Source organism: Streptomyces sp. NPDC028289, assembly GCF_055565975.1.
On sequence record NZ_JBVHTI010000007.1, the window covers coordinates 183202 to 200798 of the forward strand.

At 72.0% G+C, this 17597-nt stretch carries 22 protein-coding genes; 8 read left to right on the forward strand and 14 right to left on the reverse strand.

Annotation, left to right across the window (positions count from 1 at the left end):
* Positions 1 to 140: 140 nt before the first annotated feature.
* Entirely contained in the window at positions 141 to 1268 is a 1128-nt protein-coding gene (locus ACZ4UV_RS33990; protein WP_467843194.1) for an NADH:flavin oxidoreductase, read from the forward strand.
* A gap of 22 nt (positions 1269 to 1290) precedes the next feature.
* On the opposite strand, the gene ACZ4UV_RS33995 is transcribed toward ACZ4UV_RS33990, so the two are convergent.
* Positions 1291 to 1695, reverse strand: coding sequence for a hypothetical protein (locus tag ACZ4UV_RS33995; protein WP_451018523.1), 405 nt, complete (start codon positions 1693 to 1695; stop codon positions 1291 to 1293).
* Positions 1686 to 2150, reverse strand: coding sequence for a hypothetical protein (locus ACZ4UV_RS34000; RefSeq protein WP_467843197.1), 465 nt, complete (start codon positions 2148 to 2150; stop codon positions 1686 to 1688). Before ACZ4UV_RS34000 ends, ACZ4UV_RS33995 begins: the two co-directional genes overlap by 10 nt.
* A gap of 305 nt (positions 2151 to 2455) precedes the next feature.
* Here ACZ4UV_RS34000 and ACZ4UV_RS34005 point away from each other — a divergent pair, with 305 nt between their 5' ends.
* The 3 genes from ACZ4UV_RS34005 (at position 2456) to ACZ4UV_RS34015 (ending at position 5660) form a co-directional block, all read left to right on the forward strand.
* Positions 2456 to 3049: a GNAT family N-acetyltransferase gene (locus ACZ4UV_RS34005; protein ID WP_451018521.1), complete on the forward strand. Its 594-nt coding sequence runs from the start codon at positions 2456 to 2458 to the stop codon at positions 3047 to 3049.
* 48 nt (positions 3050 to 3097) lie between these two features.
* On the forward strand, positions 3098 to 3970 hold the full coding sequence (locus ACZ4UV_RS34010; protein ID WP_390042110.1) for a metallophosphoesterase family protein: 873 nt from the start codon (positions 3098 to 3100) through the stop codon (positions 3968 to 3970).
* A gap of 136 nt (positions 3971 to 4106) precedes the next feature.
* On the forward strand, positions 4107 to 5660 hold the full coding sequence (locus ACZ4UV_RS34015) for a carboxylesterase/lipase family protein (RefSeq protein ID WP_451018520.1): 1554 nt from the start codon (positions 4107 to 4109) through the stop codon (positions 5658 to 5660).
* Here the strand turns inward: ACZ4UV_RS34015 and ACZ4UV_RS34020 are convergent.
* The 9 genes from ACZ4UV_RS34020 to ACZ4UV_RS34060 form a co-directional block, all read right to left on the reverse strand.
* Positions 5643 to 6548 carry a bifunctional helix-turn-helix transcriptional regulator/GNAT family N-acetyltransferase gene (locus tag ACZ4UV_RS34020; protein ID WP_451018519.1) on the reverse strand — a complete coding sequence of 302 codons (906 nt, stop codon included), beginning with the start codon at positions 6546 to 6548 and terminating at the stop codon, positions 5643 to 5645. The genes ACZ4UV_RS34015 and ACZ4UV_RS34020 overlap by 18 nt on opposite strands.
* A 59-nt stretch (positions 6549 to 6607) precedes the next feature.
* Complete coding sequence (locus ACZ4UV_RS34025; RefSeq protein ID WP_390042104.1) at positions 6608 to 7402, reverse strand: SDR family NAD(P)-dependent oxidoreductase; 795 nt, start codon at positions 7400 to 7402, stop codon at positions 6608 to 6610.
* Between the two features lie 103 nt (positions 7403 to 7505).
* The gene (locus tag ACZ4UV_RS34030) at positions 7506 to 8081 is read right to left on the reverse strand and encodes a hypothetical protein (RefSeq protein ID WP_390042102.1); all 576 of its coding nucleotides are present in this window, start codon (positions 8079 to 8081) and stop codon (positions 7506 to 7508) included.
* Between the two features lie 56 nt (positions 8082 to 8137).
* Positions 8138 to 8389 (reverse strand): type II toxin-antitoxin system RelE family toxin, encoded by a 252-nt coding sequence (locus ACZ4UV_RS34035; protein ID WP_451018517.1) that lies wholly within the window; start codon positions 8387 to 8389, stop codon positions 8138 to 8140.
* Complete coding sequence (locus ACZ4UV_RS34040) at positions 8386 to 8661, reverse strand: type II toxin-antitoxin system Phd/YefM family antitoxin (protein ID WP_451018516.1); 276 nt, start codon at positions 8659 to 8661, stop codon at positions 8386 to 8388. Before ACZ4UV_RS34040 ends, ACZ4UV_RS34035 begins: the two co-directional genes overlap by 4 nt.
* 50 nt (positions 8662 to 8711) lie before the next feature.
* The gene (locus ACZ4UV_RS34045; RefSeq protein ID WP_467843206.1) at positions 8712 to 9599 is read right to left on the reverse strand and encodes a hypothetical protein; all 888 of its coding nucleotides are present in this window, start codon (positions 9597 to 9599) and stop codon (positions 8712 to 8714) included.
* A 223-nt stretch (positions 9600 to 9822) separates the two neighbouring features.
* Positions 9823 to 10794 (reverse strand): ankyrin repeat domain-containing protein, encoded by a 972-nt coding sequence (locus tag ACZ4UV_RS34050; protein WP_451018515.1) that lies wholly within the window; start codon positions 10792 to 10794, stop codon positions 9823 to 9825.
* Positions 10795 to 10887: 93 nt separating this feature from the next.
* Complete coding sequence (locus tag ACZ4UV_RS34055; RefSeq protein ID WP_467843209.1) at positions 10888 to 11097, reverse strand: DUF397 domain-containing protein; 210 nt, start codon at positions 11095 to 11097, stop codon at positions 10888 to 10890.
* Positions 11081 to 11920, reverse strand: coding sequence for a helix-turn-helix domain-containing protein (locus ACZ4UV_RS34060; protein WP_467843211.1), 840 nt, complete (start codon positions 11918 to 11920; stop codon positions 11081 to 11083). Before ACZ4UV_RS34060 ends, ACZ4UV_RS34055 begins: the two co-directional genes overlap by 17 nt.
* A 118-nt stretch (positions 11921 to 12038) precedes the next feature.
* On the opposite strand from ACZ4UV_RS34060, the gene ACZ4UV_RS34065 reads away from it, so the two are divergent.
* Together ACZ4UV_RS34065 and ACZ4UV_RS34070 are read left to right on the forward strand one after the other, a co-directional pair.
* Positions 12039 to 12431 (forward strand): hypothetical protein, encoded by a 393-nt coding sequence (locus ACZ4UV_RS34065; RefSeq protein ID WP_467843874.1) that lies wholly within the window; start codon positions 12039 to 12041, stop codon positions 12429 to 12431.
* 47 nt (positions 12432 to 12478) lie between these two features.
* The gene (locus tag ACZ4UV_RS34070; RefSeq protein WP_451018512.1) at positions 12479 to 13420 is read left to right on the forward strand and encodes an aminoglycoside phosphotransferase family protein; all 942 of its coding nucleotides are present in this window, start codon (positions 12479 to 12481) and stop codon (positions 13418 to 13420) included.
* Here ACZ4UV_RS34070 and ACZ4UV_RS34075 read toward each other — a convergent pair.
* The 3 genes from ACZ4UV_RS34075 to ACZ4UV_RS34085 form a co-directional block, all read right to left on the reverse strand.
* Entirely contained in the window at positions 13400 to 14851 is a 1452-nt protein-coding gene (locus tag ACZ4UV_RS34075; RefSeq protein ID WP_451018511.1) for a PTS transporter subunit EIIC, read from the reverse strand. The two genes, ACZ4UV_RS34070 and ACZ4UV_RS34075, sit on opposite strands and share 21 nt — an antisense overlap.
* Positions 14852 to 14867: 16 nt before the next feature.
* Positions 14868 to 15797 (reverse strand): N-acetylmuramic acid 6-phosphate etherase, encoded by a 930-nt coding sequence (murQ, locus tag ACZ4UV_RS34080; protein ID WP_451018510.1) that lies wholly within the window; start codon positions 15795 to 15797, stop codon positions 14868 to 14870.
* 139 nt (positions 15798 to 15936) lie between these two features.
* Positions 15937 to 16866, reverse strand: a complete 930-nt coding sequence (locus ACZ4UV_RS34085; RefSeq protein WP_294001251.1) for a MurR/RpiR family transcriptional regulator — start codon at positions 16864 to 16866, stop codon at positions 15937 to 15939.
* Between the two features lie 54 nt (positions 16867 to 16920).
* On the opposite strand from ACZ4UV_RS34085, the gene ACZ4UV_RS34090 reads away from it, so the two are divergent.
* On the forward strand, positions 16921 to 17307 hold the full coding sequence (locus ACZ4UV_RS34090) for a hypothetical protein (RefSeq protein ID WP_451018509.1): 387 nt from the start codon (positions 16921 to 16923) through the stop codon (positions 17305 to 17307).
* Between the two features lie 10 nt (positions 17308 to 17317).
* Positions 17318 to 17590, forward strand: coding sequence for a DUF4031 domain-containing protein (locus tag ACZ4UV_RS34095; protein WP_294001256.1), 273 nt, complete (start codon positions 17318 to 17320; stop codon positions 17588 to 17590).
* Positions 17591 to 17597: the final 7 nt, after the last annotated feature.

Below are 17597 nucleotides of genomic sequence, written 5' to 3' on the forward strand. Positions count from 1 at the left end.
GGCGTCGGAGCGGGAATGTGCGCGTCCGGACAGATCGTTGTGCACGGATGCGCACTCGATGCGTGTGCACATACCGTTCGGTCTACGAACTCGGGTGCCACCACCCCAGGTACTCGACCTACTCACGAGGAGCCCCCCACGTGACCGTCACCACGCCCCCCGCCTCCCGCGCGGCCGAGATCCTCTCCCGCCCCATCGCCCTGAACGGGCTCACGGTCCCCAACCGGATCGTGATGGCGCCGATGACCCGCCAGTTCAGCCCCGGCGGCGTCCCCGGCGAGGACGTGGTCTCGTACTACTCGCGCCGGGCCGCCGCCGGTGTCGGGCTGATCGTCACCGAGGGGACGTACGTCGGCCACGACTCGGCCGGAGGCAGCAGCCGCGTCCCGCGGTTCCACGGCGAGGAGCAGCTGGCGGGCTGGGCGAAGGTCGCCGAGGGCGTGCACGCGGCCGGCGGCACGATCGTCCCGCAGCTGTGGCACATCGGCATGGTCCGCCAGCAGGGCCAGCCGCCGTTCGCGGACGCCCCCGCCGTCGGCCCCTCCGGCGTCCGCCTGGACGGCACCGAGGGCGAGGGCAGGGCCATGACCCAGCAGGACCTGGACGACGTGATCCGCGCGTTCGCCGAGGCCGCGGCCGCCGCCGAGCGCATCGGCTTCGACGGCGTCGAGCTGCACGGCGCCCATGGCTACCTGCTCGACCAGTTCCTGTGGGCGGGCACCAACCGCCGCACCGACGCGTACGGCGGCGACCCGGTCGCCCGCACGAAGTTCGCGGCGGAGATCGTGGCCGCCGTACGCGACTCGGTCTCCCCGGAGTTCCCCGTCATCTTCCGCTACTCGCAGTGGAAGTCCGACAACTACGACGCCCGCCTCGCGGAGACCCCGGAGGAGCTGGAAGCGATCCTCACCCCGCTGGCCGCCGCCGGTGTCGACGTCTTCCACGCCTCCACCCGCCGCTACTGGCTCCCCGAGTTCGAGGGCTCCGACCTCAACCTGGCCGGCTGGACCAAGAAGCTCACCGGGAGGCCCACCATCACCGTCGGCTCGGTCGGCCTCGACGGCGAGTTCCTCAAGGCCTTCGTCGGCGAGGGCTCCGGGACCAAGGGCATCGACGACCTCCTCGACAGCCTGGAGCGCGAGGAGTACGACATGGTCGCCGTCGGCCGCGCGCTGCTCCAGGACCCGGAGTGGGCGGCGAAGGTCCTCGCCGGCCGGGCGGACGAACTGAAGCCGTTCGACGGGGCGGCGCTGAAGACCCTGAGCTGACCGCGTCCGGTCCGCCCTCGGGTCAGCCGGCGATGCGGCCGAAGAACCCGAGGGCGACCGCGTAGGGCACCACGAGCAGGAGCACGGGGCGCAGGGCGCTCCGGCGCTGCTCACCCCCGCGCACCCAGGTGTCGTACGTATAGACGAACGCGCCGGCGACGCAACCGCCCATGTACGCCGTCGTCAGGAAACCGAACACCCTGCCCCACTCCCCGACCACGGCGACCACGGCCAGCACATGGCCCGCGACCGCCGCACCCGCCCCGACCCAGGTCGTGGGATCGTCCTGAACCCGCCAGGGGGCGGCGTCTCCGCGCCCCCGGCCGGTGAGCCTGGTGAAGAGCGCGTAGCCGATCGCGGGCAGACCCGCGAGTGTCAGCAGGGTGGCCCACGCGGCGGCGGTGTCCGCGGAGACGGTCACAGCCACCCCGCGATGCTCATGACCACGGCGACCACAAGCTGCACCGGCAGCGACAGGAGGCCGAAGAGCAGGGCGCCCCAGGGCGCGGCGTCCGCCGTCACGCCCGTGTGTTCACCGAGGGCCCAGCCGCCGACGGTGGCCAGCAGGGGGATGAGGGCCAGTACGACATGTCCCGTCGTGAACAGCGGGACCACGTCGAGCACCATCAGCACCCCCACCCCGGCCCAGACGCCCCGCACCTCGCGCGTCTCGGGGCGCCCGACGTGCATCACGCCGTAGATCGCGGAGTGGACGAGGGCGACGAGGGTGAAGACGATGACCACCTCCGAGGCCCGGTCGCCCAGGGTCGCGAGGAAGTCGCCGTGCACCAGGCCGTCCAGCAGGTCCCCCGCCGCGGTGAAGGCGGACATCCCGAGGGTGATCAGCAGCGAGACGCGCAACTGCCTGAGCAGGCCGCTCATCGGCGCTCGCCCGTCGCACGGGTCGCGTGTCCCGCGTGTCTCGCGTGTCTCGTCACGGCTCGGCTCTCCGGTCGGCGGCTCACTGTTGAGGTATGGGACGTCAGGAACCTGTGAGTGCATCTCCCGGGAGCGGTCCCAAGGCGCGGCGCTGACCTGCCCGAACGTCTCAAGGGGGGTGCGGGTCAACCCACTTGGCGCGCGTACTTCGTTATGTGCTTGTGACGGCCGCGGGTGCCGTCGTCCCCGTCCCTGCCACGCGGACAGGCCACTTCTCGGCCTGGGCCTTCCCGGTTACCTTCGACCCCATGAGCGACGCCTTCCGCCTGGCCACCCCCGCCGATCTCGACGCCATCGTGACCACCCTCACCAGTGCCTTCTTCCACGACCCGGTGTGGGGTCCGGTCTTCCCCGACGAGAGCCGGCGGGCCGAGCAGGCGGCGGTGCTGTGGCGGGTCTACGCCACCTCGGCGCTGCGCTACCCGTGGACATTCGTGACGCCGGGCGCGGAGGCGGTGGCCGTGTGGATCCCGGCGGGCGGCGTCGAGCTGACCGAGGAGGAGGAGCGGGAGCGGCCCAGGCTGATGGAGCGGGTCGCGGGAGCCGGAGTGGCGCGTGCGGTCGAGGCGGCCGAGGCGAGCTTCGGGGCGGCCCACCCCGACGAACCCTTCTTCCACCTGACCATCCTCGGCACCCGTGCCGACCACCGGGGCAAGGGACTCGGCATGGCCCTCCTGTCCGACACCCTGACCCGGCTCGACGCCGTGGGCGCGGCCGCCTATCTGGAGTCGACCAACCCCGCCAACAACCGCCGGTACGAGAGCGTCGGCTTCACCCCGTGCGCCGGGATCACCATGCCGGGCGGCGGGACCGTGACCGGCATGTGGCGCCCGGCCCGCTGACGGTCCTTTCCCTGGCCCGCATCCGCGACCGCCCCTAACCTGCGGAAGATGAGGATCCTGCATCTCTCCGACACCCACCTGGACCGCACCGACGCCCCCAACGCGCGGGGCGTCAACGCCACCGCGTCGCTGCGGCTGATGCTCGACGAACTCCGCCATCTCCAAGGCCTCGACGCGGTCGTCGTCACCGGCGACCTCGCCGACGACGGCGCGGTGGAGGCGTACACCGCCCTGCGCACACTGATCGGCGCCTTCGCGCGGGACCGGAACATCCCGGTCCTGTGCACCACCGGCAACCACGACGAGCGCGAGGCCTTCGCCAAGGTGCTGGGCAGCGGGCATCTGAACGCCGACGGCACCGACCGCGCCGAACTCTCCTTCGACTCGGCCGAGCGGGCCGCGGTCAGCACGGTCGGCGGCCTGCGCTTCGTCACCCTGGACTCCCTCGTACCGGGCAAGGTCCACGGCCGCCTCGGCGCGCCCCAGCTGGAGTGGCTGCGCGAGGTGCTGCGCACCCCGGCCGAGCACGGCACGGTCCTTGCCTTGCACCACCCGCCCGTCGCCCTGGAGATGTCGCCGATGCAGCAGCTCTTCGGGCTGCGCGATCCCGGCGACCTGGCGGCCGTGGTCCGGGGCGCCGACGTGCGGGTGATCCTGACCGGCCACTACCACACCCAGCTCTTCGGGCTGCTGGAGTCGGTGCCGGTCTGGGTGACGCCCGGGGTGGTCAACCGGGTAGACCTGACCGTGGCACCCGGCGGGGAGCGGGCGGTGCGCGGGGCGTCGGCCTCGCTGGTGGAGCTGGGCGGTCCGGCGAGCCCGATGTTCCACACCTTCCATGCGCGCGATCCACGGGCGCATGAGACGGTGTACGAGATCGGCGAGGCGGAGGCCAGGGCGTTCATGGCCCGGCACGGCTGACCTGGATTCACTCCAACGGGTGAGGTGTGTTCGGCACTCGTGCGAAGTGCCGGGCGTTTCACCAGTGACCGGCTGTGAAACCGGCAGCGGTCAGTCGCAGGAAGTGGCAGCAACCAGCCGTCGAAAGCGAGCGATCATGATCACGAACGAGTCCGCCGGGCAGAAGGCCGCCACCGAGGGTCCCGTCGTGCGTATCGGCGCCGGTGCCGTGCGCGGCCTGCGGGAGGACGGCCTGGCGGTCTTCCGGGGGATACCGTTCGCCGAAGCTCCGGTGGGAGCGGCCAGGTTCGCCGCGCCGCGGCCGGCGCGCCCGTGGGACGGGACGCGTGAGGCGTACGCCTTCGGCCCGCCGCCCCCGCAGGACCTGGGCATCCAGGGGCGCACGGGTGTCCTGGAGGCCCCCGAGGGCGACGACTGGCTGACGGTGAACGTGTGGACGCCCGCCCCGGACCCGGCCGCCCGCCGTCCGGTGATGGTGTGGATCTACGGCGGCGCCTACAAGCTGGGCCACTCCGGCAGTCCCGGCTACGACGCCCAGCACGTCGCCCGCGACGGCGACGTGGTCGTGGTCTCCCTCAACTACCGCGTCGGCATGGAGGGTTTCGCCCAGATCGAGGGGGCGCCCGCCAACCGGGGCCTGCTGGACCAGGTGGCGGCGCTGGAGTGGGTGCGGGAGAACATCCGGGCGTTCGGCGGCGACCCTGACCAGGTCACGGTCTTCGGCGAGTCGGCGGGCGCCGGGTCGGTGGCGTCCCTGCTGGCGATGCCGAGGGCGCGCGGGCTGTTCCGGCGGGCGATCGCGCAGAGCGTCCCGGGCACCTTCTTCTCCCCCGACCTGGCCGAGGACATCGGCAGGGCCCTCGCGGCCGAGGCCGGCCTGCGCCCCACGGTGGCCGACCTGGCGACCACCGACCCGCGCCGGCTGACCGGGGCCGGGCAGGCGCTCGGTGCCAAGATGCCCCAGTACGTGGACCGTTGGGGCCAGATCGCGCCGACGGTGACCCCGTTCTCCCCGGTGGTCGACGGCGAGGTGCTCCCCAGCACCCCCTGGCAGGCCCTGGCCTCCGGCTCCGCCCGGGACGTGGACCTCCTCGTCGGTCACAACCGCGACGAGTTCCGCCTCTTCCTGGTCATGAGCGGGATGTACGGCAAGATCACGGAGGAGCAGGCGACCGGCGCCCTGCGCCTGTTCGCACCGGGCGGTGCGGCGGGCGACCATGCCTACCGCGCCGCCCACCCCGACGCCTCGCCGAGCGACCTGTACGAACGGGTCCAGACCGACTGGCTGTTCGCCATACCGTCCCTGCGTCTCGCGGAGGCACAGACCGCGGGCGGCGGCCGGGCCCACCTCTACGAGCTGACCTGGGGCGCCCCGGGCAACGACGGCCTCCTCGGCGCCTGCCACGGCCTGGACATCCCGCTCCTCTTCGGCACGTTCGAGGCGGACCTCGCCAACCTCCTCTGGGCGGGCACCGGCGTCACCCCCGAGGCCAGGGCCCTCTCCGCCCGCTTCCGCACCGCGTGGACGTCCTTCGCGGCCACGGGCGACCCGGGCTGGCCGGCCTACGACACCGTGGCCCGCACCACCCAGGTCCTGGACACGGCCCCCACGGTGACGGCGTACCCGGAGGAGACGAGCAGGCGGCTGTGGGAGGGGTACGACTTCAGCCCCTCACCGCTGCTCGGCTGACGGTGCGGTGATCCGCTTCTCGAACCAGTGGTGGGCGTACGGCTCGTCGTTGAAGGCCGGGACCTCCTGGAAGCCGTAGGAGTGGTAGAGGTTGATCGCGGAGCTGAGCGTCTTGTTGGTGTCCAGGCGCAGGGTGTCGTAGCCGTGCCCGGCCGCCTGCGCCTCCAGCTCGGTCAGGAACCGGCGGGCGAGACCGAGCCTGCGGGCCTGCGGGGCGACCCACATGCGCTTGATCTCGGCCGGTGCCCCGGGCGGCAGCTTCACCCCCGCACAGCCGATGGGCTCGCCGTGCAGCCGGGCGACCAGGAACAGGCCGCGTGGCGGCCGGAGTTCGCCCGCGTCGGGCAGCAGGCTGCGCGCGGGATCGAAGCCGGTGTCGAAGCGCTCCTGCAACTCGGCGAAGTAGGCCAGCAGGCAGTGCCGGGCGTCGGGATGGTCGGGGTCGACGACGTCCAGGGTGACCGTGCCGGCGGTCAGCAGCCGGTCGACCTCGGCCATGGCCGCGACCAGCCGGGCACGCTGCTCGGCGTTGAGCGGCTGGAGCATCGAACCGGCCAGGTCGTCGCTGCGGTCGTCGAGCAGGGCTCGCTCCGCTCGGCCCTTCTCGGTCAGCCGCACGGTACGTACCCGCCTGTCCTGGGGCTGCGGCTCCACCGCCACCAGTCCATCCGCCTCCAGGGACCGCAGCAGTCGGCTGACGTATCCGGAGTCGAGCCCGAGCCGCTCCCGCAGCCGCCGCACGTCATCGCCCCGCTCGCCGATCTCCCAGAGCAGCCGGGCCTCGCCGATCGGCCGGTCACGGCCCAGATAGCGGTCGTGGAGCACGCCCACGCGCTCGGTGACGGTGCGGTTGAACCGCCGTACCTGGTCGATCTGTGCAGCATCCATTCTCTGACTTTAGTCAGAGAGTTCCGGAAGAGGCAGCGGCGTCCGCCTGCCGGGACAGGTCAGGGCAGGATGGAGTCGACGTAGCCGCCGTCCACCCGGAGGGCGCCACCGGTGGTGGCCGAGGCCTGGTCGGAGCTGAGGTACACGACCATGTTCGCGATCTCCTCCGGCTCGATCAGGCGCTGCAGCAGTGACTGGGGCCGGTGCTCGCGCATGAAGACGCGCTGGGCCTCGTCCCAGGGCAGGTCGCGGTCGACGAGCTCGTAGACGAAGTCCTCGACGCCTCCGGTGTGGGTGGGACCGGCGATCACGGAGTTCACCGTGACGCCCGTACCGGCGGCCTGCTTGGCGAAGCCGCGGCCCACCGCGAGCAGCGCGGTCTTCGACATGCCGTAGTGGATCATCTCCGCGGGGATGACGACCGCCGAGTCGCTGGCGATGTACTGGACGCGCCCCCAGCCGCGTTCGGTCATGCCCGGCAGGAAGAGGCGGGTCAGCCGCACCGCGGCCAGGACGTTCACCTCGAAGTAGCGCCGCCACTCGTCGTCGGTGATCCGCAGGGGGTCCTCGGCGCCGAAGATCCCCAGGTTGTTGACGAGGATGTCCACCTGCGGCAGTGCCTCCGCGGTCCGCCGGGCGCCCTCCTCGCCGGTCACGTCCGCCGCGACCGGCACGAGATCGGCCCCGGGCACCTGTTCCTTCAGCCGGGCCACGCTCTCCTCGACGCGTCGCGCATCCCGGCCGTTCACCCCCACCCGGGCCCCGGCCCGGGCCAGGCCGACGGCGATCGCCGCGCCGATGCCCTGCGTGGAGCCGGTGACCAGTGCCGTGCGCCCCGTCAGATCGATCCTCATCCCGCCGAACCCCTTCCGCGTGTGTGTCTCCGCTCAGGTACCCGGACGGGCGCTCCGGCACAAAGGGTTCGGGCGTTCAGTGCCTGGATGGCGGCACCGGCCGCTACAGATTGCCCAGCGGCTCGATGTCCACGTGCACGGGAGTGCCCCAGACCCGGAGCACCTCGTAGTCGGTGAACTCATGGACCAGCCGGTAGGCCATCGCCGGCCGGGACCCGCGGCGCTGGGCGGCGAGGTACAGCTCCGCCTCGCGCCGGTCGCGCCGGGGGGTGCCGCACAGCTCCCACTCCCGGCCGTTCCACGCCTCCGGGAGCCAGCGCTGCTGCGGCTGCGGCCGGTCGGCGCGCACGCCGTACCGGGACATGGCGGGCCCGGCGGCTTCCTCCGGCACGGGCCGGGGCCCACCCGCGAACTCCGACCGCCGCGCGGCCCGCCGCCGTGTCTCGCACAGCAGGCACAGATCGGGGGCGCTCTCGTCCACGGGCCCCTGCGGATGCTCGGCGCACCTGGTGGTCGGCGCGGCACTGCTGACGCTCTCCTCCAGCAGGTCGAGCGCCCGCCGCAGGTCGTCCTTGACCTCGTGCAACTTGCCGTCGGTCGTGTCTCCGGTCAGGGCCTCCCCGTGCTCACCGAGCAGACGAAGGGCCCGGCCCAGGGCGGTGAGCTGGGAGTGGTTCATGGGGACCAGCGTGGCATACGGCGCTGACATCGCTGTCGGAACGTCGGGTGGTGAGGTCAGGTGCTGCGGCCGAGTTTGAGTACGTATACCGTGACGGTCTCGCCGTCCGGGCGGTAGAGCACCCGCCAGGTGCCGACGTGCAGGCGGTAGTACCCGGATGTTCCGAGTGCGTGAGCCTCCTCGGGACGAGGCTCTTCAGCGAGCGCTCGGACCGCTGCGGCCGTCGCCTTGGCACCCACGGGATCGAGCGCCCGGAGCCGTCGGAACTCGTTCATGGCGTGGTGTTCCCACACCACCGAGTGGATCACGAAGCGACTCCTCGGCGGTCCTCTTCCTCCAACTGCGCCATGAACTCGTCGTGTGCCATCGAGGGCCCGGACTGAGCGGCTTCCCGTGCACGTGCTTCGGCAATGTCCGCTTCGTCGCGAAGTCGCTGAAGTTCCTCAAGCTCGCTTATGGGGATGAGCGCGGCGGCAGGCTTGCCGTACTCGGTGATCAGGATGTGCTCCTGCCCGTGCCGGACCCGGCCGACAAGCTGGCCGAGCTGGTTCCGGGCTTCCACAAGCGGATACGTCTCCATGGGAAGACTGTACACACCTGCGGGTGCGTGCAGTGTGTGCGAGGGAGCCGTCATCCGGGTGTCCTCTCTCGTCGTTCGTTCATCGCGCCACGGATCTTCGCGACGCGGGACCGGACCTCGGAAGGCGACAGGAGCGTGTCCGGGCCGCCGGGGGGATGTTCACCCCGGCATGCGCCGCAGACACCGCCCGGCAGGGCCTCCGGACGGCCCGGTGTCCCGCACTTCGCGCACTCCAGGATGCGGAGGGGCGGGCGAGCGGGTGGTCGTACCGGCTCGGGCGGCAGTTTGTCGGTGAGGCGTTTACGGAGGAGGGCGGCGGGGTGGTGGACGGGGGAGGGGAGGCCGCAGGTCAGGGCCTGGAGTGCGTACTCGTCGGTGGCTCCGCGGGCGAACCATTCCGTGAGCAGTGGGGCGAGGGCGGCGCAGTCGGCCTGGGAGAGGGAGAGGGCCGGGGTGGTACGGCCGAGGGCGGCCAGGAGGATGTGGGCGCGGGAGCGGGTGGGGCGGTCGCGGCGCGCGTCCGGGGGCTGCTCCGGCTCCGGTACGGCACCGCGCGTGAACGCCGCCCACCAGTCATCGTCGCGTGCGGTACGGGACCACCACGATCGGGTGATCCAGCGACAGCTCGCGGAGCCGGCGAGATGTTCCCGGCCCCGCCTCAAGTGCCCCGCCCGCTGGAGGGCGTTGAGGGCGGTGCGGAGCGCGCACTGACCGTAAGGGAGGTGCTTGGCCAGCGTCTTCACGGAGATGTCGGCACCGTCGGGGAGCCGGTCGACGTACGCGGCGATGGCGGCTTCGCGGGGTGGGAGGTGGGCGAAGTCTTGCTTGGAGCGCCGGTGTTGGCCGGGCGCCGACCGCTTTCCGTACCCGGGGTTGGCCATGGGGTGCGGGGCGCCGTGCGCGGGCGAGGGGGTAGCACTAAGCTGGCTGTCAGCCATGGGGATCGCTTGTTCCGATCTCGTTGGTCAGGCCCCCGCAGGTGTTGGTAGCGCCTGGCGGGGGCTGTTTCGTTCGTTATGCGGGCACGCTAGACGATCGTGACTGTGCGTGGCAAGCCGAGTGCATCCCGTCAACTTGTGGGGTGGGAGGGTGGGTTGAGGCCCTCACCCATTCCGTGAAAAGAGGGCTCGGAGCTGGACGCTTCAGCCTCGGGGACCTTTCTCACATCGCCCAGTAGTCGCGCTCGGGCAGTTCGACCCAGTGGTCCGGTGGGCCGATGACCGCGCGGGCGTCGGTGGGGCGGAGGCCGGTGCGGGCGAGGGAGTAGGCCACGGCCTTGTAGTGGTACAGGTACGAGAGCAGGGCCTCCTCCGGGCTGTCCTCGGCGTATGGGCCGCCACCCGGGTGCAGGTCCCAGCCCTCGCAGGCGCCATCACGGTGGATGCTGCCCTGGTTGCCGCTCTTGGGGTTGGCGTAGAGGCCGTAGGAGAGGGTGCCGGGGGAAAGACGGGCATGGAGGCCGGGCATCGACGGGCCGTATCCCCAGGGCTGGGTGAGTACACAGCCGCCTGGCACGGTCGTCACGCCGACCAGTAGCAGGGTGTCGTCGGGCTCGTACTCGTAGGGGTTCTCCAGCAGGTCTTCCACCAGTTGGGCGTCGGCCGGCATCGCCTCCAGGCGACGTATCGCCTCCTCGGCGTCGATCCCGGCGACGCAGGCCAGCCCCAGGCCCTCGTAGTGGAACTCGCCGAGCGCCGCGAGAAGTCTCCGGCTCTCCTCCGTCATGGCGCACTCGGTGTCCGTCAGAGGGGGTTGGCCCTCGGCCGGTGTGAACAGGTCCGGCTCCGGCCCGGCCAGACTCAGTCGCGCCGGAGTCCAGCCGCCGAACCCGGTCCACAGCGGGTCGGCCCCGGCGGCGGCGAGTGCTCGCGCGTTCTCGGTACGGCCCGCGACGACCGCGTCCCACAAGGCGGTTGTTTCATTCTCCAGTGCGTCCACATCGGCGACTCGGCGGGCCAGTTCGGCGACGACCTCGGGTGAGCCGAAAACCGCCGCGCGGTGCAGGGGCCGTGAGTCTCCAGCACCCCACCTCTCCGGATCGGCCCCGGCATCGAGCCGTCGCGTCACGTCCGCGTGGTCCAGCCAGCCCTGGTAGTCCATGCCGGCCCACGCCCCGTCATCCGGCCCCGTCATCCCGCGCCCCCTCCAGCCCGCCGATCTCTGTAACGCCACCATCCCAGACGCCACTGACAACGGGTGTTGATCGCTGCCTCGGGGGTCACTTCGTCATCGGGCGTTCCCCTTCACGTCCGCCACGAAGGCCGACCAGGCAGCCGACCGGAACACGAGCTTCGGGCCGAGGGGGTTCTTCGAGTCGCGGACGGGGATGAGGGTGGGGTGGGCGGCGGTGACTTCGAGGCAGTTTCCGCCGCCCTGGCTGTAGCTCGACTTGATCCACGTGGTCGCGCTCAGGTCGTGGTTAGGGGTGTACCTCATGGGCGTAATCCTGCGCCAACGCCTCGATCAGGGCTAGCGACTTCTCTTGCGAAAGTGCGGAGGCAACGAGCAGATCGAACAGGAACCTCAGTTGGGTGACCGTGGCGGGGTCATCCTCCAGGCGCCCACTGCGCACCGCTTCGAGGTAAGCCAGCGGAGGGGCATCCTCGAACTCCATCAGCTTGAGGGCTCCCGCCATGCCCGCGTGCGCACCCGCACTGAGCGGCAGCACCTGCATGATGACCCGGTTGCGACGGGACAGGTCGGCAATGTGGCGCAGGGCTTCCGCCATGACTGCCCGGCCGCCGGTTTCCCGGCGCAGCGCCGCCTCGTCGAGCACGGCCCACAACAACGGTTTTGTCGGACGGTCAAGCAGGCGGATCCGCTCGATCCGGCCTTCCGTCCACTCCTCGATGGTCTCTTCCGACGCGGTCGGAGCGTAGGCGCGGTTCACGATCCGGGCATACGTGGGCGTCTGCAACAGCCCGGGAATCAGGAGCGGTGCGTATTCCCTGATCGCCGTGGCTTGAGCCTCGACCTCCGCGACGTCTGCGAAGTGATCCTCGTATTTCGACCCGGCCGCCGCCTTGCAATTCCGCTTGAAGAATCCGTCCGTCTCCAGGACTTCGTCCAGCAGGCGGGCGAGGTCCGGCAACATCCGCCGAGTCCCTCCCTCCAACTGCCCGATGTAGGAACCGCTCACGAACACCAACTGGCCCAACTCCGCCTGACTCATCCCCTTCCGCTCGCGCGCATGCCGTAACTCCGCCCCCAGCAGCGCGCGAGGCGACGACGACGGGTCCAGGTCCTTGGGTCCTGACATGGGCCACTCCCTGTCTCAACAGCCGAAGCTGTTGGGATGCCGTATCTGGCCAGGTTAGAGGCGCTCCCGACACGCTGTGTGGCGAACCGGGAACTCAGCGTGGAGGTAGGGAATGGTGCTGCGACCCACCGAAGAGGTTGTGGAGACGTTGCGGTCGGCCCTGCGGGGTGCCGGTGTCGTACTGCCGTCGCTCTGCGTCGACCCCGTGACGGGCGCGAGCGACGAGCCCTTCGCGCTGGTCGAGCTCGGGCGGTGCAACGTGCGCGTCGCCGAACGGCTCGCGTCGGTGGTGCGAGGGGAACGGCCGCCGTTCGGGACGTTCGTGACGGACGTACGGGACGGGCGGATCGGCGAGGTCAGGGGGCACGTCCGCGGAAGGGTGCGGTTGCGGCCCGTGGCGGGTGGGCGGGAGTGGGACTGCCCGCCCGAGTCGCTGGAGCCGGCGCCGGCGGACGACGTGCTGCGGGCGCAGGTGCGACGGGCGAACACGACTGCGCGGCTGCCGGGTTGAGGAAATGTCATTGGCTTCGGGTGCCGCCCGGAGGTGAGACTGCCGACGTGACTCTTCATGAGGGTGAGATTCCGGTCGACGAGATGCTGATCCGGACCCTGCTGGCGGCTCAGCGCCCGGAGTGGGCCGCTCTGCCCCTGTCGCGTGTCGGAGCGGGTACGGAGAACACCATGTACCGGCTGGGCGACGACCTGCTGGTGCGTCTGCCCCGGACCGTGGAGAAGGGCCGGGCGCTGCGGAAGGAGCAGGAGTGGCTGCCGCGCCTGGCGCCCTCCCTTTCGTGCCCCGTTCCCGAGCCCGTCCACGCCGGGACGCCCACCGGCGCGTACCCGGCCCGCTGGTCGGTCTACCGGTGGATCGACGGCGACGAGGCCGGTCCGGACACCGTCCGGAACTGGGCCGCCTTCGGCGCCGACCTGGCGGCCGTCGTGCGGGAGCTGCACGGCATCGGCCTCATGGGGGCTGTGCGCGCGGATGACCTGAGCTGGTACCGCGGAGGCAGCCTGCGGGATTGTGACGACTGGGTCGGTCCGTATTTCGAGGAATGCCGTGAGGTCGCCGGGGACGAACTCGATGTCGAGACCCTGGAGCGGCTGTGGCGGGCGGCGCTCGCGCTGCCTGAGCCCCGGGGTCCGCACGTGTGGCTGCACGGCGACCTCAAGCCCACCAACCTCCTGGTCCGGCAGGGCAGGCTGCACGCGGTCATCGACTTCGGGTCTCTCTCGGTCGGCCATCCGGACGCCGAGCACTCCGTGCTCTGGGACCTGCCGGGGGACGCCCGACAGGCCTACTGGGACGCCATGGGCATCGATGATCCGACCTGGGCGCGGGCCCGTGCCTGGGCGATCGCCGTCGGTGTCAGCGGAGTCGCCTACTACTGGCGGACCTTCCCCGCCTTCGTCGCCGAATGCATGGGGCGGCTCCGGGCGATCCTCGCGGACGCCGCCACTCGGGCGCCGCTGACGTCGTCACCCGGATCGCCGCGGTGACGGGTCACCCGGGTCACCCGGGACACCTGCGCCGCTGAAGCCGACGTACGTCGCCAGGAAGCCCACGGCGTAGCCGGTCAGCAGGCCGCCCGCGTAGACCGCCGCCGCCAGGGCCGGGCCCCTGTTCCCCGTGAGCAGGGGGAACAGGGCCCAGCCCGAGGGGCCGATGGCGGTGGCGCCCACCCGGTCGCCGAGGACCGCGAAGAACCCGACGAAGGCGCCCCCCGCCGCCCCGCCCGCGCAGGCGGTGAGGAAGGGGCGGCCGAGGGGGAGCGAGACGCCGTAGATCAGGGGCTCGCCGACGCCCAGCAGGCCCGCCGGGAGCGCCGACCTGATCGTCGTACGGAGCTGCGTGTGGTGGCGGAGGCGGGCGTAGACGGCGAGGGCCGCGCCCACCTGGCCGGCGCCCGCCATGGCGAGGAGGGGGAGCAGCACGGTGTAGCCCTGCTGCTGGATGAGGGTGGTGTGGATGGGGATCAGGGCCTGGTGCAGGCCCAGCATGACGAGGGGGAGGAAGAGGCCGCCGAGGACCAGGCCCGCGAACGGGCCGGTGGTGGCGAGCAGCCAGTTGGCCGCGGTGCCGATGGCGGAGGAGACGAGACCGGCGGTGTACATGAGCCCGTAGAGCGTGGCGAGGCCCGCGACGAGGACGGTGACGGTGGGGGTGAGGAGCACGTCGAGGGCGTCCGGGACGCGCCCCCGGCACCACCTCTCGACGCCGACCGCGAGCAGCGCCGCCGCCAGGGCCCCGAGGACCCCGCCCTGACCGGGCGCGAGCGGCACCCCGAAGGCCGTCACCTTCGCGACGCCCGGATAGACGACGACCGCCGCGACCGCGCCCCCGAGGACGGGTGTCCCGCCGAACACCTTCGCCGTGTTGTATCCGACGAAGACGCTGATCAGGGCCATGAAGCCGGAGGCGACGGCGGCGAGGGCGGGAGTGAGCCAGGGCAGCCAACCGGCGTTCACGAGGAGTCCGTTCAGACCGGCGAGGACCCCGCAGCCGATCAGGGCCGGGATCAGCGGCACGAAGACGTCGGCGATACGGCGGAGGGCGGTCTTGAGGGGGGTCGCGTTGCGCCGGGCACGGGCCGCTTTCAGCTCGGCGCCACGGGCGGCGAGGTCCGCACCGTCGGCGGACCGGAGGCCGTCCGGCGCGCGCCGGGCCGTCGCGGCGACGCCGAGCAGCGTTTCGAACTCGGCGGTCACCGCCACCACCGCACCCGGCCCGATCACCACCTGGAGGGTGTCCCCGTCGGCCACCACTCCCAGCACCCCGGGCACCGCCCGCACCGCCTCCGCGTCGACCCCCTCCCGGTCGGCGATGCCCAGCCGCAGCCGGGTCATGCAGTGGGCGACGGAGGTGACGTTCCCGGGGCCGCCGACCAGGGGCAGCAGCGCGGCGGCGGTGTCGTACGACGATCTCTGCACCCCCCGAGCGTGCGCGTCAGCCGCCCGTCGCGGTGAGCGCCGCGCGCAGATGACCGCCGGTCTCCTCCAGAAGGCGGGCTGCGGTGGGCCCGTCGACACCGGCCAGGATCACCAGGACGGCGGGTTTGACCTCGCCGTCGGTGGCGGTGAGGGCCGCCTCGATCTCGTCGTCGGACGCGCCCGTGGCGAGCGCCACGATCCGCCGCGAACGGGCCCGCAGCTTCTCGTTCGAGGCGCGGACGTCGACCATCAGGTTCCCGTAGGTCTTGCCGAGCCGGATCATCGTGATCGTCGACAGCATGTTGAGGACGAGTTTCTGGGCGGTGCCGGCCTTGAGGCGGGTGGAGCCGGTGAGCAGCTCGGGGCCGACGACGACCTCGATCCCGTGCTCGGCGGCGGCCGCGAGCGCGCTGGCCGCGTTGCAGGAGAGGCCGACGGTCAGGGCGCCCAGGGCGCGGGCGTGCTCGACGGCGCCGACGGCGTAGGGGGTGCGGCCGGAGGCCGAGACGCCGACGACGGTGTCGGCGGCGCCGATCCCGAGCGCGTCGAGGTCCGTGCGGGCCAGCTCCGCCGAGTCCTCGGCCCCTTCCACGGACGTGACCATGGCCGCCGGCCCGCCCGCGATGACCCCGACGACCTGACCGGGCCGGGTGTTGAAGGTGGGCGGACACTCCGAGGCGTCCAGGATCCCGAGCCGCCCGGCGGTACCGGCCCCGGCGTAGACCAGCCGGCCGCCCTGGGCCATCCGGGCGGCGATGGCGTCGATGGCCGCCGAGATCTGCGGCAACCGGAGAGCCACCGCACCGGCCACCCCGGCGTCCTCACCGTTCATGAGCCGCGCGATGTCGAGGGTGGGCAGCGTGTCGATCTCGGCGAGCTCGGGCCGGAACGCCTCGGTGGTGAGGGCTTCGAGTTCGGTGCGGAGCGTGTGATGTTCGGTGGTCATCGGCAGACGGCTCTTTCCAACGCGGACGAGTGCACCCACCCAGGGGCGCTGGGGGTACCCCCGGCCGAAGGCTGGGGGAGGAACTGCGCGACCAGCCACTACGGGCCCGCAGCCGTCCCACAACAGTCAGTCCCACGGTCTATCGAGGCACATTCCGGTGTCGATGAGCCAACGCCTCGTACGACGCCGCCAACGCCGGCGCAGCCGCCTCGTACGTCCGCTGCGCCACCCCCACGAACAGACAGTCCACCACCAGCAACTGCCCGGTCCGCGACGACATCGCCGCCGGCCGCAGCTCGCTCTCCCGCGCGGTCGACGTCGTCAGCACGTGGTCGGCGTACTGCGTCACCGACGACCCCGGCCGCCCGGTGATCGCGACGGTCGTGGCCCCCCGTTCGAAGGCCACCCGCAGCGGCTCTATGACGTCCCCGGTCGACCCGGAGTGCGTGATCGCTATCGCCACGTCCCCGGCGCGCAACTGCACCGCGTTGGTGACCGCGAGATGCGGATCGCTGTGGGCGTGCGCTATCAGCCCTATCCGCAGCAGCTTCTGCGTGAGGTCCTGGGCGACCAGCCCCGACGCCCCGATGCCGTACACATCGGTCCGCCGCGCCCCGGCGAGCGCGCTGACGGCGGCCCCCAACTGCACCGTGTCGAGACCGGCCGCCGTGTCCGCGAGGGTCTGCTGCTCGTCGTAGGCGAGCTTCGCGACGACGTCGGCGATCGGGTCGTCGACGGCGATGTCGGTGGTGATCGCGGGCGCCCGCCCCGACTGCTGCTGCGCGGCCAGCCCGGCGAGGGCGAGCCGCAGGTCGCGGTAGCCGGGGTAACCGAGCAGCCGGGCGGTGCGGACGACGGTCGCCTCGCTGGTGCCGGTGAGTTCCGCGAGGCCGGTGACCGTGAGGGCCGCGCAGCCGGCGGGGTCGCTCGCGACGGCCTCGGCGACGCGCTGCATGGAACGCGTCATGGAGGGCGCCAAGGTCCGCACCTTGGCCGCGAGGGCGGCGGGAGCCGGCGGCGCACCGCCGCTTCCGCGGCCGCCGAAAATTTCCTTCACGTTCTCGGTCACCCTTGAAAGATATTTTCGGTTCGGGTACCGGTCAAGACCGCGCACAATAGGACCATGGACCCGGTAAGCCCTTTGGAACAGGCGTTGCACGCTGCCCGCGCCCTCGTGCTCGCCGACCTGGTCGCGGGCGAGGTAGCCGAGGCGGACGTGGTCTCGCTGGTCGAGGACTCCGTCGTGCAGCGCCGCTGGTGGGTCGAGCAGTGGCCGGAGGGCGCGGGGTACGTGGCGGGCCTGGTGGCCCAGGACGTACAGGACGCGCTCCTCGAGCGGTACGGCCGCTGGCCGCTGTGCCCGGTATGCGGCTCCGGCGACCCGCACGCCCTGGACGTCGAACCGGAACTCGGCCCGGACCCGCACTGGGTGTGCCACAAGGCGGGCGTGAAGGTCGCCTCGGTCGGTTCCCTCGGCAGCTCCCTCGAGGGCGGGACGGCCTCCTCATGACGGAGTTCTCATGACGGTGTACATCGATCCGCCGAACTGGCCGGGCCACGGCCGGATGTGGTCCCACCTGGTCAGCGATGTCTCGTACGCCGAACTGCACGCCTTCGCCGAGGACATGGGCGTACTGCGCCGCGCCTTCGAGCGCGACCACTACGACATCCCCTCGCACCGCTACCCGGACGCGGTCCGGGCCGGTGCCGTGGAGGTCAGCAGCCGCGAGGTGGTGCGGCTGCTGCACGGGGCGGGGCTGCGCCGGCGCAAGAGCGACGTGCCCCGCCGGTAACGGCCCT

Excerpts from the sequence above, each read along its gene's own strand:
- ACZ4UV_RS34000 (WP_467843197.1), bottom strand. The coding sequence starts at position 2,150 with ATGAGCGGCCTGCTCAGGCAGTTGCGCGTCTCGCTGCTGATCACCCTC.
- ACZ4UV_RS34005 (WP_451018521.1), top strand. The coding sequence starts at position 2,456 with ATGAGCGACGCCTTCCGCCTGGCCACCCCCGCCGATCTCGACGCCATC.
- ACZ4UV_RS34010 (WP_390042110.1), top strand. The coding sequence starts at position 3,098 with ATGAGGATCCTGCATCTCTCCGACACCCACCTGGACCGCACCGACGCC.
- ACZ4UV_RS34015 (WP_451018520.1), top strand. The coding sequence starts at position 4,107 with ATGATCACGAACGAGTCCGCCGGGCAGAAGGCCGCCACCGAGGGTCCC.
- ACZ4UV_RS34020 (WP_451018519.1), bottom strand. The coding sequence starts at position 6,548 with ATGGATGCTGCACAGATCGACCAGGTACGGCGGTTCAACCGCACCGTC.
- ACZ4UV_RS34025 (WP_390042104.1), bottom strand. The coding sequence starts at position 7,402 with ATGAGGATCGATCTGACGGGGCGCACGGCACTGGTCACCGGCTCCACG.
- ACZ4UV_RS34030 (WP_390042102.1), bottom strand. The coding sequence starts at position 8,081 with ATGAACCACTCCCAGCTCACCGCCCTGGGCCGGGCCCTTCGTCTGCTC.
- ACZ4UV_RS34040 (WP_451018516.1), bottom strand. The coding sequence starts at position 8,661 with ATGGAGACGTATCCGCTTGTGGAAGCCCGGAACCAGCTCGGCCAGCTT.
- ACZ4UV_RS34045 (WP_467843206.1), bottom strand. The coding sequence starts at position 9,599 with ATGGCTGACAGCCAGCTTAGTGCTACCCCCTCGCCCGCGCACGGCGCC.
- ACZ4UV_RS34050 (WP_451018515.1), bottom strand. The coding sequence starts at position 10,794 with ATGACGGGGCCGGATGACGGGGCGTGGGCCGGCATGGACTACCAGGGC.
- ACZ4UV_RS34055 (WP_467843209.1), bottom strand. The coding sequence starts at position 11,097 with ATGAGGTACACCCCTAACCACGACCTGAGCGCGACCACGTGGATCAAG.
- ACZ4UV_RS34060 (WP_467843211.1), bottom strand. The coding sequence starts at position 11,920 with ATGTCAGGACCCAAGGACCTGGACCCGTCGTCGTCGCCTCGCGCGCTG.
- murQ (WP_451018510.1), bottom strand. The coding sequence starts at position 15,797 with ATGACCACCGAACATCACACGCTCCGCACCGAACTCGAAGCCCTCACC.
- ACZ4UV_RS34090 (WP_451018509.1), top strand. The coding sequence starts at position 16,921 with ATGGACCCGGTAAGCCCTTTGGAACAGGCGTTGCACGCTGCCCGCGCC.
- ACZ4UV_RS34095 (WP_294001256.1), top strand. The coding sequence starts at position 17,318 with ATGACGGTGTACATCGATCCGCCGAACTGGCCGGGCCACGGCCGGATG.